Source organism: Streptomyces sp. NPDC056734, from assembly GCF_042790455.1.
In the GTDB taxonomy this organism is placed as follows: Bacteria; Actinomycetota; Actinomycetes; order Streptomycetales; family Streptomycetaceae; genus Streptomyces.
This window is the reverse complement of sequence record NZ_JBHTZD010000002.1, coordinates 51,855-65,391: the sequence shown is the minus strand read 5'-3', so window position 1 is coordinate 65,391 and position 13,537 is coordinate 51,855. Positions and strand designations below refer to the sequence as shown.

Annotated in this window: 9 protein-coding genes and 1 pseudogene; all 10 read right to left on the bottom strand. The window is 72.2% G+C overall.

All coding sequences use genetic code 11. The annotated features are described in order from the left end of the window. Positions 1–351 (bottom strand): annotated as a pseudogene (locus ACFRFC_RS02295) (serine/threonine-protein phosphatase); the annotation flags it as partial. 570 nt (positions 352–921) lie between these two features. Then, complete coding sequence (locus ACFRFC_RS02290; protein WP_382682022.1) at positions 922–3,651, bottom strand: tetratricopeptide repeat protein; 2,730 nt, start codon at positions 3,649–3,651, stop codon at positions 922–924. 11 nt (positions 3,652–3,662) lie between these two features. Then, positions 3,663–4,967, bottom strand: coding sequence for a hypothetical protein (locus tag ACFRFC_RS02285; RefSeq protein ID WP_382682024.1), 1,305 nt, complete (start codon positions 4,965–4,967; stop codon positions 3,663–3,665). 91 nt (positions 4,968–5,058) lie between these two features. Further along, positions 5,059–6,087, bottom strand: coding sequence for a glutamate ABC transporter substrate-binding protein (locus ACFRFC_RS02280; protein ID WP_382682027.1), 1,029 nt, complete (start codon positions 6,085–6,087; stop codon positions 5,059–5,061). Positions 6,088–6,116: 29 nt separating this feature from the next. Beyond that, positions 6,117–7,589 (bottom strand): hypothetical protein, encoded by a 1,473-nt coding sequence (locus ACFRFC_RS02275; protein WP_382682030.1) that lies wholly within the window; start codon positions 7,587–7,589, stop codon positions 6,117–6,119. A 402-nt stretch (positions 7,590–7,991) separates the two neighbouring features. Further along, on the bottom strand, positions 7,992–8,951 hold the full coding sequence (locus ACFRFC_RS02270) for an N-acetylglucosamine kinase (RefSeq protein ID WP_382682032.1): 960 nt from the start codon (positions 8,949–8,951) through the stop codon (positions 7,992–7,994). Continuing rightward, complete coding sequence (locus ACFRFC_RS02265) at positions 8,948–10,216, bottom strand: 6-phospho-beta-glucosidase (protein WP_382682034.1); 1,269 nt, start codon at positions 10,214–10,216, stop codon at positions 8,948–8,950. The genes ACFRFC_RS02270 and ACFRFC_RS02265 overlap by 4 nt, the downstream gene beginning before the upstream one ends. 6 nt (positions 10,217–10,222) lie before the next feature. Beyond that, positions 10,223–11,116 carry a carbohydrate ABC transporter permease gene (locus ACFRFC_RS02260; protein WP_382682037.1) on the bottom strand — a complete coding sequence of 298 codons (894 nt, stop codon included), beginning with the start codon at positions 11,114–11,116 and terminating at the stop codon, positions 10,223–10,225. Next, positions 11,113–12,063, bottom strand: coding sequence for a carbohydrate ABC transporter permease (locus ACFRFC_RS02255; RefSeq protein ID WP_382682039.1), 951 nt, complete (start codon positions 12,061–12,063; stop codon positions 11,113–11,115). The genes ACFRFC_RS02260 and ACFRFC_RS02255 overlap by 4 nt, the downstream gene beginning before the upstream one ends. 6 nt (positions 12,064–12,069) lie before the next feature. Next, a complete protein-coding gene (locus ACFRFC_RS02250) occupies positions 12,070–13,407 on the bottom strand; it encodes an ABC transporter substrate-binding protein (protein WP_382682042.1) in 1,338 nt (445 codons plus the stop codon). Positions 13,408–13,537 lie beyond the last annotated feature (130 nt).

The window sequence follows — 13,537 nt, the reverse complement described above, 5'->3', positions numbered from 1 at the left end:
CCCCGCCCGGCAGGCCACACACAGGGCCGCACCGGCCGTCCCGACGGACCCCCCCGGCTGCTCGGCCCCGGGCTGCTCCGCGACCCGGGGGTCCGGCGCCTGGAGGGGGTACTCGTCGGGCTCGGAGAAGGAGGCGGCGGCGGAGGCCGAGGCGGTGGCGTGCGCGGGAGGTGCCTCCGGCTCGGTCCGGCCCGCGCGGTGGTCGAAACGGACACCGGAGGCGGGCGCGGGGGCCGAAGCGGGGGTGGCGGGTGCGGGTGCGCCGGGTGCGGGCTGGGCGCCCGGAGCCGGGCGCGGGCCCTGCGGCGGTACGGCACCCAGCGGCGGCACACCGGGCGGCCCACCCGGCACCGGGGGACCCTGCGACGCGGGCCCGTGCGAGACGTGCCCTTGCGACACCGGCCCATGCGATACGGGCCCCTGCCGCACAGGCCCCTGAGACATGGGCCCATACCCTGGCCCACGCCCGTGCCCATGCCCCTGTCCCGACAACGGCATCCCCCCCGAATCCGTCCCCGGCAGATCCGTCGGCAGATGGGCCGCCTGGCTGCCGGACGCGTCCGGCGCGGCGGCCGGCCAGCCCGGTGTCCCGGCGGGCGGCCGAGGCGCCCCGCCGTTCAACGGCAGCGCACCCGGCGGCGCGGGCGGCGAAGGCGGCTCACCAGGAGGAACCGACGGCGATCCCGCCGACGGCGAACCCGCGCGGGGCGAACCCGCCGACGGCACCGACGGCGATCCACCCCCCGGCACAGGCCCGTTCAGCCTCAGCGTCGGGTTCTCGTCCGGCCGCAGTGGCACGGCGGACAGGTCGTAACCGCACGCACCGCAGAAACGGTCACCCGAATCCAGCGGTTCCGCGCAGCTCGGGCAATGGGACACAGCGGCCTGCGGGGGCATCTGCGGGGGCATCTGGGACATCAACTACACCCACGTCCGGGGGCGGTAACGGTTGGCACGTTCCACCAGGTCGATCCTTTCCTCGCCGCCCGGCGCCAGCCGGGCCAGCGTGCGGTACGCGCGCTCCAGGCCGAAGCGCAACCCCCGCTCGTCCAGCCCGTTGCCGAGCAACGTCCGTCCTCCGGCGGCGGAAGGGACGGAATCCCGGCCACCGGAGACTATCCAGTCCAGCGCCGCGCCCAGCACCTCGGTCGCCAGCCGCTCTCTGCGGGTGGCGTCCAGACCGTACGCGTTCAGCGCCTCGACCTGGCCCGCCGCCGCGCTCAGATCGTCCAGGAACGGCACGTCGGAGCCGGTGGCCGTGCGGTGCCGCAGCCGTGCCCTGACGGCCGCCACGCGCGCGGCCGTGTAGTGGATGGACGCCTCCGGCACCGATTCGAGCGTGCGTACGGCACCCGCCCGGTCCCCGCTCGCGAGCTGCACCCGCGCCAGACCGAACGCGGCGCTGACGAAGCTCGGGTCGGTCGTCCACACCAGCCGGTAGTACTCGGCGGCGTTGTCCAGCTGCCCGAGCACCTCCGCGCACAGGCCGAGGGCCAGCTTGGGCGCGGTCTCGCCGGGGAAGGCGTCGTAGATCGCGTCGAAGGCCAGCGCCGCGCCCTCGAAGTCGCCGGTGACCAGCGCGGCCACGCCCCGGTACCAGACCACCCGCCAGTCGTCGGGCCGCTCCGCCTCCAGCCGGACGAGCGCGTCCAGCGCGGTGCCCGGATCGCCGTTCTCCAGCCAGGCCCGGATCTGCCGCAGCCGGGTCTCGGGGGAGGGCGCGGGCGCCGCGTTGAGCGCGGCGATCAGCTCACCCGGCGCGGACGCCATCAGACCGGCCAGGAAACCGGCGTTGGGATCCCCGGGATCCACACGCGGCACAGGCAGCGCCAGCGCCGCCGCCGAGCTGTCCATGGACCGCACCAGCCGGGGAGCGGCCGGAGGCAGCACGCCGGCCGCGACGCCGATCACGGACGCCGGCGCGGCCGACACCGACCCCGACGACGACACGGACGCCCCGGCGGACAGGGCCCCCGTGAACGAGGTCCCGGAGGACGAGGCCCCGGCGGGCAGAGCCGCCCCCGGCACCGCAGACAACGCCCCCGGCGACGACGCCGTACCCAGCGACGTACCCGGCGCCCCCGCCGTACCCGTCGAAGGCGACACCCGCGGCACCCGAGCCGCCCCCCGCCCCACGATCTCCCGCGCCCCCAGCCGGGAGACCTCCCCCTCCAGCTCGGCGAACAGCTCCGTGTCCGGTACGCGCAGTTCCGGCCCGAACAGGGTCGACAGCGCGGGACGCGCCCGGCCCGTCTGCAGCGACACGACCTCGCGCAGCACCCCGGTCAGCTGCTCGGTCATCTCCTGCGCGGAGGCGAACCGGCGGATCGGATCGGGGTCGGTGGAGCGCACGAGCAGCCGGTAGAACGACTCGTACCGCTGGAACACCTCGATACGGTCCGGGTCGGGCAGCGAGTCCACGAACACACTCGTATAGCCCGCGAAGTCGAATGCCAGGACGGCGAGCGTACGGCCCACGGTGTACAGGTCGGACGCCACCGACGGGCCGGTCTCGGCAACCTCGGGGGCCTGATAGCCGACCGTGCCGTAGATCGCGGACTCGTCGTCGTCCAGGCGGCGCACCGCGCCCATGTCGATCAGCTTCAGCTCGTCCTCGGTCTGGATGGCGTTGTCGACCTTGAAGTCGCAGTACAGGAGGTTGCGGCTGTGCAGATGGCCCAGCGCCTCCAGCGCCTCGATGCCGTACGCGCACGCCTGCTCCACCGGCAGCGGATCGCGCCGGCCCTCCGGTGTACGGCGGTCGTTGGCGATCTCCTTGAGCGACTTGCCGCCGACGTACTCCATGACGATGTACCCGTCCAGCGAGCCCGTGCGCTGGTCGAGGTGCTCCACGAAGTTGTAGATCCGCACGATGTTGGCGTGCTCGATCTCGGCGAGGAAGCGCCGCTCGGAGATCGCGGCGGCCATCGCGTCCTGGTCCCCGGTGTCCAGCAGGCCCTTGAGCACCACCCACCGGTCGGAGACCGCGCGGTCCACGGCGAGATAGATCCAGCCCAGCCCGCCGTGCGCGAGGCAGCCCACCACCTCGTACTGGCCGTGCACCACATCGCCGGTCTTCAGCTTCGGGACGAAGGAGTACGGATGCCCGCACTTGGTGCAGAAACCCTCCGTGCGTCCCACCCGCTCGCCGCGCGACCGGCCCACCGCCACCCCGCAGTCCGAGCGCGAGCAGAACCGCTTGCGCTCGGGCACCTCCGGGTTGTCCAGCACCATCACGCGCGGATCCGGGCGCGGGATCGGCGGCACCTGCACCAGACCGGCGCCCAGCCGCGCCCGGGACACCGAACCGGCCGCCGAACCCGAACTGCGCACCGACACCGAGCGGCCCGTCACCCGCCCCGACACCGAGCGCGACAGCCGGCCCGACACCGAGCGCCGCGACTTGGCCGACTGCGACGACCGCGACGACTGTGACGACGTGCGGGAACTGGCGCGCGCGCTGGGGCGGGACCGGTTGCCGCCCGTCGAGCCCCGGCCGCCGGTGATCCCGGTGGGCGGCGAACTCACCATGCCGTCGGGCGACACGACCGGCGCGAGGCCGCATGTGTCGCAGTACAGCTCACCGCCGCCCACATCCTCGTACGCGCCCTCGCAGCCCGGCCGCTGGCAGGTTCCCTGTCCCTCACTCATGACGCCTCCCCCTACCGCCTGTGGTCCTCGGGCATGTACGGCCCGCTCAGCAGTTCGGCCGCCGCCCGCTGGTAGCGCAGCACCGCCTCCCCGGCGACCCGCAGATCGCAGGGCGCGCTCCACAGCATCCGCCGGGCGGCGTCGTACCGCTCCACCAGCATCGGGTCCTCCGCCAGGCCGTGCCGGGCCACCTTCGCCTTGTACGCGTCGAGCCGGCCGCGCAGCTCCGCGCGGACCGCCAGCGGCGCGGTGACCGCCGTCAGCGACTCGCGGGCGCGCAGCAACTCGTCCTCCGCCTTGCTCTCCAGCGACTCCAGCAGCGGCGACAGCCGGTGCCACTGCGCGTGTCTGCGGTACTCGGCCGCCGTCGCCAGCTGCTCCTGCAACACCGTCGGCGGGCCGCTCACCACCGGCACCTCCGTCGCCGCGATCTTCGCCAGCACCTCCCCGCGCGCGGTGCGCGCCTCGGCGAGCGTACGGTCCGCGCGGCTGAGCACGTCCCGCAGCCGGATCAGCCGCTGCTCGGCGTCCTGCCGCACCCCGAGCACGGCGTCGATCTCCCGGCGGACCTCCTCCAGCGCGCGTGCCTCACGGTCGTAGACCGCCGTGTCGGGCCGGCCGCCGCCGGGCGCCGAACTGCCCTGCGCGGGCAGCCAGAACGCCAGCGGATCGGAGATCACCTGCTCGCGCAGCGCGGACAGCGTGCGCGTGATGCGCTCCAGGTCGTCACCCGCCGGGTGCTCGCCGGGGCGCACGCCCACGGAGTGCGCGAGCTTGCGGGTGCGCTGGAGTTCGGCGGCCAGCAGATCGATCCGCGCGGGCAGCGCCGACCACACCGAGTCGGCGGCGACCACCATGTCCAGGGAGGACGCGTACAGCTCGTTCATCCGGTCCACCAGCGTCGCCAGCGAGAAGCTGTGGCTGAGCCGGCCGGCGCCGTGCAGCGTGGGCGCGTTGACGGCCGTCGCGGCGCTGCCGGCCATCGCCACCGACTCGCCGCGCAGCAGGTCCGTCAGCTCCATCAGGTCCTCGCGGGAGGACCAGCGGCGCCGGGCGCGGGTCTCGCGCGCGCTGCGCAACGCGGCCGCATAGGCGTCGAAATACGCCCACAGCAGGGTGATCGACGCCTCGGCGGTCTGCCAGCGCTCCTTGGTGGTGCCGGTGAGCTGGGCGCCTTCCAGGAGTCTGCGGCCGGCGTGGTCCTGGAGGGCGAGCAGCGAGGTCTCGATCGCCTCGTGCTCCGCGTCGAGCCGCGCGAGCGCACGGTCCACCTCGTCCCGGTCCATCACCGGCCCGGTGGATCCCGTGCCGCCCATCGATCACCTCTCGCTGCCGTCGCGTGCCATCTCTGTCATCTGTCGTCTGTCCGTCGTGTGTCTGCCGTCTGTTGTCCGCCGTCCGCGGTGGTCAGCGGTAGGCGGGCACCGGCGGGGTCGCCGACTCCGAGGTGGTGCCCATGGTGTCCGACAGCCAGCGGTTGTACGAATCCTCCCAGCCGCCGTCCTGGCGGTAGTCCTCCAGTATCTGGTTGACCCGGCGCACCAGGTCGTCCGCGCCCTTCTTCATGGCCACGCCGTAGTACTCGGTGGTGAAGCGCTCCCCCTTGAGCATGACCGTCGGGTCCTGCGCGGCCTGGCTCGCGGCGAGCGCGCCGTCGGTCACCACCGCGTCCACCTCGCCGAGCTGGAGCCGCACCAGGCAGTCGAGCTGGTTGGGCACGGTCGTGGTGATGTCCGCGCCCCCGGCGAGGTCGCCCGCCTTCTGGTCGGCCTCCAGCCGCTCGTACGCCGTCGAACCCGACGCCGAGCAGATCCGCTGGTCGGCGAGGCTGTCGTCGTACCCGCTGATCCCGGAGGTGACCGGTGCGAGGACCTGCTGGCCGGTCAGGAAGTAGGGCGCGGAGAAGGAGACCTCCTCCAGCCGGGAGCAGCTGATCGTCATCGTGCGGACCACCATGTCGACCTGGCCGCTCTGGATCGCCGGGATGCGCTGGTTGGTGGGGATCGCCTTGAAGCGGATGTCGTCCGGGGAGCCCAGGAGTTCCTGCGCGATGCGGCGCGCGAGGTCGATGTCGAAGCCTTCCAGCTCCACGTCGTCCTCCTGGCTGTTGGGGTCGCGGTATCCCCAGCCGTAGCTGTTCTGGTCGACGCCGACCAGGAGATAGCCGCGCTCCTTGATCGCCTCGACGGAGGCGCCGTCGACGGTGTCCGGGGCCAGGCTCTGGTCCTGCGGGTCCGTGCACGCCTCGGCCTTGTCCCGGGCCTGCACCTGGGAGGCGTCGGCGACGCCGGAGCCGCCGATGCCCGTACTGCCGTCACCGCCGCGCGAGGCGGTCGGCAGCAGCAGCGTCAGCAGCGCGGCCAGGGCACAGACGATCGCCATGGCGCCCACGCCGCCCCAGCCCCTCAGACTGGCCCGCACCCGACGTATGTGCATCGTCACGCCCCCTTTCACCACGCCCCCTTTCACCGGTACTCCGAAAGCCTGCGGCCGATGCCCGCGACCGCGCCCGCCGCGCCGAGCACGGCCAGCACCGCCGCGCCCACCGGCAGCCCGGTCATCGCGTCGAGGCCGCCGCTCGCCGCCGTCTCGAACTCCTGCTCCTCATGGACCAGCGCGTCCGCCAGACTCTGGTCGACGGCGTCGAAGCACTCGCCGGTCGCCTCGTCCTCGGGGGCGTCGCCGATGATCCGGTCCAGCGCCTCCTGGTAGTCGCCCTCGTCGTCGGCCGCGCGGGCCTCCGCGTGCCGGACCTGCCACTCCTCCATGTTCGCCGTGGCGGCCGTCACCGGCTGCTCGCCGGAGGGATCGTCGGCGAGACCTCGCGCGGCGTCCAGGCCCTCGGCGAGCTTCGCCATCGACTCCTGGAACTCCACGTCGAACTTGTCCTGGAACTCGCCGTCGACCTCGACGGTCTCGGCGCCGCGGTTGACCAGGGTGAGGTTCTCGTTGCCGCGGGCCTTCAGGGCGGCGATCTGGGCGTCATGCAGCACGTTGAGCGAGCGGACGCCGTGCTCGTAGGAGTCGTTCAGCCCCGCGCGGGCCACGCTGTGGCCGACGACCAGCCACAGCAGCACCACGACGGTGGCGCCGGACGCGGCGACCAGACCGTGGTTGAGGACCCGGTTGGTGCGCCGGTACGTGCGGTGCTGGGCCCAGCCCAGGGCGCCGAGGGCGGCGAGGCCGAGCACGATCGCCACCCACGGGTAGGGCGTGGCGTCCGCGTAGTCGTCGTCCAGCCGGTCCTTCTCCGTGGTGTACAGCTCCTCGGCCGCGGGGAGCATCTCGGTCTGCATCTTGTCGTTCGCGTAGCGCAGATAGGCGCCGCCCAGCGGGTAGCCCTGGCGGTTGTTGGCGCGGGCGCGCTCGATGAGGCCCTTGTACTCCGGGAGCAGCCGGTTGAGTTCGGTGATCTTCTGCGCCGACTCGGAGCCCGGGTCGGAGCTGTTGGCGGCGCGGACCAGGCCCTCGGCGGCGGTACGGATGTCCTGCTCGTACTGGGTGCGCGATTCCTCCGTCTCCTGGCCGCCCGCCAGGAAGCCGCTGGAGGCGGCGGTGTTGGCGCCCGCCAGCGCGCGGTAGATGTCGGCGGCGGCGGAGCTGAGGGGCTGGCTGGTGTGCAGGACGTCGTCGGCGGCCGAGGAGCGCTCGGAGGTCTGCCAGGCGGTGACGGCGCCGAACGCGACGACGAGCAGGGCGAGGACGGCGCCGATCACGCGCAGCCGGCCGGGCTCGGTGGTGGCCGCGGCACGCACCTGGTCGAAGCCCTCGGCGAACGCGGTGCGCCGGGGCGGCGCCGGTGGCGGCGGGACCGCCGGGGCGGCACCGGACGGGGCGGTGCCGGGCTGGGGCGGGATCGCGGGCATGGTGGGAGTGCCCGTGCCGTTTCCGCTGCTCGGGCCCGGTGGTGCGGTGCTGCTCCTGGGCGGTTGTGTCACTGCCCGACCTCCCCCATGGTCATCCGTCGCCGCAAGTATCGCTCCCGGGGCCGACATTCGCATCGGCCTTCACTGGATCTTGCTTTTCGCAGTGCTCCCTCCCCATGAATACGCCGGTGGAATCGGTTCGGTTCCCGTGGCGCGGGGGCGGGGGCCGGGGAGGTGCGGGGCGCGGTGGAGAGGGGGTGCCGCCGCGTGAGCCCGTGCCACCCCAAAGAGGGATGAATGGGTGTGATCTGATGAGCCGTCGGGTTCATTCGCGCCCCGCCAGGACCACGGGTTCGCAGGGTGCGGTCGCGTCCCGTCGGAACGGCGGGCCCGCCCGCCGCGGCGGGCCGGCAGGGCGGGCCCGCCGGTCACATCCAGCCGGGGGCAGGGCGCACCCCGCCCGCCGGCCCGTCGCTAGAACCGCTCCCTGAGCCGTTCCTGTGCCTGTGCCCCCGCCGCCACCCCGTCGAGGCCGAGCAGGGCGGCGCCCAGGACGGGGCTCGCGGTGACCACCTTCGCGACCGCCTTGGGGGCCCGCTCGGCCAGCAGGTCCCGGATGCCCGTGTCGAGTTGTCCGTGACGGGCGGCCAGGACGCTGCCGCCGAGGACCACCGGTGCGGCCTCTTCCAGCAGGTCCAGACGGGTCAGGGCGACTGTTGCCAACGTTGCCACTTCCTCGGCGAGGCGGTCGATGAGGGAGCGGGCCACCGGGTCGCCCGTCGCGGCCGTGCGGAACAGGACCGGGGTCAGCTCGTGGCGGCGGTGCGGGGCGATGTGCTCGAAGTGCAGCGCCTCGATCAGGGCGGACATGGAGGGCAGCCCGAAGTGCGCGGGCAGGGTGCGCATCAGGTCGGTGGGGCCGCCCCGGCCGTCCTCCGCGCGGGCCGCGTGGTACAGGGCGTCCTCGGCGAGTCCCCAGCCGCCGCCCCAGTCGCCGGAGATCCGGCCGATCGCGGGGAAGCGGGCGGTACGGCCGTCCGGCAGCATGCCGACGCAGTTGATGCCGGCGCCGCAGACCACGGCGACGCCGCGCGGCTCGGTGACCCCGGCCCGCAGGATCGCGAAGGTGTCGTTGAGCACCTCGACCGTGCCGCCCCAGCCGCGTGAGCGGATCGCCACGCCGAGGCGTTCCTCCTCCACCGGGAAGTCGGCGTTGGCGAGACAGGCCGCGATGTGGTCCACCTGGGCCACCCCGGCCACGGCGAGGGCACGGTCGACCGCCTCCGCCAGGGTGTCCACGGCCGCCGCCACGCCCGTCGTCTGTGGCTGGAACCCGCCGCCGCGGGCCGTGGAGAGCAGCTCGCCGTGCTCCGTCACGACCGCGACGTCGGTCTTGCTGTTCCCCGCGTCGACGGCGAGGACCAGGGTGCTCATGCCCACGCGAGGTGCTCCCGGTTGTGCGCGATCAGCCGGTCGGTGAGCGCGTCGGCATACGCGTGCTGGCCGATCAGCGGGTGCGCCAGCAGGGCCTTGAAGACCCGCTCCCGGCCACCGCTCAGGGCGGCGGTGAGCGCGAGATCCTCGTAGGCGGTGACGCTCGCGATCAGCCCCGCGTACAGCGGGTCCACGGCCGCCACCGGCAGCGGGGCGGCGCCCTTGGGGCCGACGGCCGCCTGGACCTCGATCACCGCGTCGTCCGGCAGGAACGGCAGGGTGCCGTTGTTACGGGCGTTGACCACCTGGTAGGGGCTGCCGCCCGCGCCGCCGAGCAGGGCCGCCGCGAGATCCACGGCCGCCTCCGAGTAGTAGGCGCCGCCGCGCTTGGCCAGCAGCTCCGGTTTCTCGTCCAGTTCGGGGTCGGCGTACATCTTGAGCAGTTCCCGTTCCATCTCCGCGACCTCGGCGGCCCGCGAGGGCTTGGTGCGCAGCTCCTCGACCACCTCGTCGTGGGCGTAGTAGTAGCGCAGGTAGTACGACGGGACGACGCCGAGCCGTTCCACGACCGTGCGCGGCAGCCGCAGGTCGGCGGCGATGCTCTCGGCGTGTTCGGCCAGCAGCGACGGCAGGACGTCCGCGCCCTCGGGGCCGCCCAGGCGCACCCCGGTCTCCCAGGTGAGATGGTTCAGGCCCACATGGTCCAGATGGACCTCGGCCGGGGACACACCGAGCAGCCGCGCGAACCTCCGCTGGAAGCCGATCGCCACATTGCACAGCCCGATCGCCTTGTGCCCCTCCTGGAGGAGGGCGCGGGTGACGATGCCGACCGGGTTGGTGAAATCGATGATCCAGGCGTCCGGGCTGGCGCGGCGGACCCGCTCGGCGATGTCGAGCACCACCGGTACGGTGCGCAGCGCCTTGGCGAGGCCGCCCGCGCCGGTGGTCTCCTGGCCGACGCAGCCGCACTCCAGCGGCCACGTCTCGTCCTGCTCGCGGGCCGTCTGGCCGCCGACCCGCAGTTGCAGCAGCACCGCGTCGGCGCCCGCCACACCCGCGTCCAGGTCGTCGGTGGTCACGATCCGCCCGGGGTGGCCCTGCTTGGCGAAGATCCGCCGGGCCAGTGCGCCCACCAGGTCCAGCCGCTCGGGCGCCGGGTCGACCAGCACCAGTTCCTCGACCGGCAGGGTGTCCCTCAACCGCGCGAATCCGTCGATGAGTTCGGGTGTGTAGGTCGAGCCTCCGCCGACCACGGTGAGTTTCATGTGGTGCTAACCCTTCACTCCGGTGAGTGTGACGCCCTCGACGAACGCCTTCTGCGCGAAGAAGAACACGAGGATCACGGGGGCCATGACCAGGACGGTCGCGGCCATGGTGAGGTTCCAGTCGGTGTGGTGCGCGCCCTTGAAGGACTCCAGACCGTAGGACAGGGTCCAGGCCCCGGGGTTCTCCGAGGCGTAGATCTGCGGTCCGAAGTAGTCGTTCCAGGCGTAGAAGAACTGGAAGAGGGCCACCGCCGCGATGCCCGGCCTGGCCATCGGCAGCACGACCTTGAGCAGGGTGCGCAGCTCGCCGCAGCCGTCCACCCGGGCCGCGTCGAGGTATTCGTCGGGGATGGTGGTGAGGAACTGCCGCAGCAGGAAGATCGCGAACGCGTCGCCGAACGCCATGGGGATGATCAGCGGCCACAGGGTGCCCGACAGATCCAGTTGCTTCGCCCAGAACAGATACATCGGGATGATGACGACCTGCGGCGGCAGCATCATCATGGAGATGACCAGCATCAGGGTCAGGTGCCGGCCGCGGAAGCGGAACTTGGCGAGCGCGTAGGCCACCGGAACGGAGGACACGACTGTCAGGAGTGTTCCCAGTCCGGCGTACAGCAGCGTGTTGCGCCACCAGGTCAGAAAGCCGGGCGTGTCGAGGACCTTGGTGTAGTTGTCCCACTCCCAGGTGTCCGGCACCAGATCGCGGGTCAGCGCCTGCTGGTCGTTCATCAGCGAGGTGAGGACGACGAACACGAACGGCAGGACGAAGAAGAGCGCGGCGGCCACACCGAGCGCGTGCACGCCGATCCACTCCAGGACCGCCCGGCGGCGGGCCGTGCGCCGTGCGGGGGAGGGCGGGTCGTCCGTCCGCGCGGGCCGCTGAAGTACCTGGGTCATCGCTCACCTGCCGAGATCAGTCCGCCCCTGCGGCGCATCAGCAGCGCCGTGAACGCCATGGACAGCGCGAACAGCACCAGGGCGACCACACAGGCGGCGCCGTAGTCGAAGCGCTGGAAGCCGAGGTTGTAGACCAGCTGGGGGAGGGTCAGGGTGGATTTCTCCGGATAGCCCGGCTCGAACTGCTGGCCGGAGCCGCCGATGATGCCGGAGGAGACCTTTCCGGCCACCAGTGGCTGGGTGTAGTACTGCATGGTCTGGATCACGCCGGTGACCACCGCGAACAGCACGATCGGTGAAATGTTGGGAAGGGTGACGAACCGGAACCGCTGCCAGGCGGAGGCCCCGTCCAGCTCCGCCGCCTCGTACTGCTCCCTGGGCACGTCCAGCAGCGCCGCCATGAAGATGACCATGAGGTCGCCGACGCCCCACAGTGCCAGCGCGGTCAGCGCGGGCTTGGACCAGTCGGCGTCCGTGAACCAGCCGGGGGCCGGCAGGCCCAGCCCCTCCAGTACGGAGTTGACCGGGCCGGTGCCGGGGTTGAGCAGGAACACGAAGGCCAGCGTCGCCGCCACGGGCGGGGCGAGGTAGGGCAGATAGAACAGGGTGCGGAAGACCCCCGTGCCCGTCCTGATCTTGGTGATGAGCAGCCCGACGCCGAGCCCGAACACCACCCGGCAGGTCACCATGACCAGGACCAGCCACAGGGTATTGCGCAGGGCCGGCCAGAACATCGGATAGCTCTGGAAGACATACGTCCAGTTGTCCAGGCCCCGGAACTCCGGGACGCCGAACCCGTCGTACCTCATGAAGGAGAAGTACACGGTGGACAGCAGCGGGTAGGCGAAGAAGACCGTGAACCCGATCAGCCACGGTGACAGGAAGGCCACCGTCCGAAGCGCCGACGAGCGGCGCTTCGCGCGGAGCGTGGGGGTGTGGGTGGCCATCGACCGCTACTTCGCCTGCTCGATGTCGGTGTCGATCTGCTGCGCGGTCTTCTCCAGCCCGGCCTTCAGGTCCGTCACCTTGCCCGACTCGTACTGGTAGCCGAAGTCCTGGAGGGTCGTCTGGTACGTCGAGCCGTTGACGGAGGCCGGCGGGGTGTTGGACTCGGGGTGCTGCGCGATGTCCAGGAAGGTCGTGAACGCGGGGTCGTGCTTGAGGTCCGGGGACTTCAGGGCCTCGAAGGTGGAAGGAACGTTGCGGATCGCGTTGGAGAAGGCGACCACGGCGTCGGTGTCGGTGGTCATGTACTTCACCAGCTCCCACGCGGCGTTCTGCTTCTCGCTCTGCGGGGCGATGCCCATGATCGTGCCCGACAGGAAGCCCTTGCCGTACTCGTCGACCTCGTCGTCCGCGACCGGCATCGGCGCGGTGCCGATCTCGAAGTCCACGCCCGCGTCCTTCGCCATGCCCAGCCGCCACTCGCCGTCGAGCTGCATCGCCACCTGACCGGTGTGGAAGGGGTGCTCGGCGCCCCACTCGTCACCGAAGGTGTTGCGGTACTTCTCCAGCTTCGCGAACCCGCCCAGCGCGTCCACCAGCTCCTTCTGGTACGTGAACATCTCCGCGAAGGCCGGGTCCTTGGCGATGTTGGACTTGCCCGCGTCGTCGAAGTAGGTGTGGTCCCACTGCGACATGTAGTGGTCGACGACCGTCTCGTAGCCGTGGTAGGTCGGCATGAAGCCGAGCTGCTGGTAGCTGTCGCCCTCGGCCCGGGTGAGCTTCTCGGCGACCTCGGTGAACTCCGACCAGGTCTTCGGCGGGGCGTCGATACCGGCCGCCTCGAAGGCGTCCTTGTTGTAGTAGAGGCCGTAGGCGTCGCCGAGCAGCGGCAGCGCGCAGCGGGTGCCCTCGAACTGGGTGTAGTCCAGCATCGGCTCGGGGATGAGCGCGTCCAGATCCAGCCCGGACTTCTCGATGAACGGCGCCAGGTCGAGGAAGGCGCCCGAGGAACAGAACTTGCCGATGTTGGCGGTGGTGAACGACGACACCACGTCCGGTCCGTTCGAACCGCCCGCGCGCAGCGCCTGGTTGAGCTTGTCGTCATTGATGTTGCCGACGACCTCCACCGTGATGTTCGGGTACGCCTCCTCGAACCGGGCGATGTTGTCCTCGATCGCCTTCACCTCGCCGGGCGCGCTCCAGCCGTGCCAGAAGGTGATGGTCTGCTCGGCGCTGGGATCGTCCGAGGCCCCGCTCTCCGGCGAGCCGGTACAGGCGGTGGCGAAGAGGGCGAGGGAGGCGGACATGGCCAGAGCGGCGGTGACTTTCCTGGATATTCCGGGCATGACGGGGTCTCCTGAGGGAAAGGGGGGTGGGGGCGGGGGCCCCCCACGGGGGCGGGGGCCAGCGCCCCCCGCCCCCCACCGCCCCCCGCCGGCGGGGACCCCGCGGGTCAGGGTCGGCGACCCCCCCGCC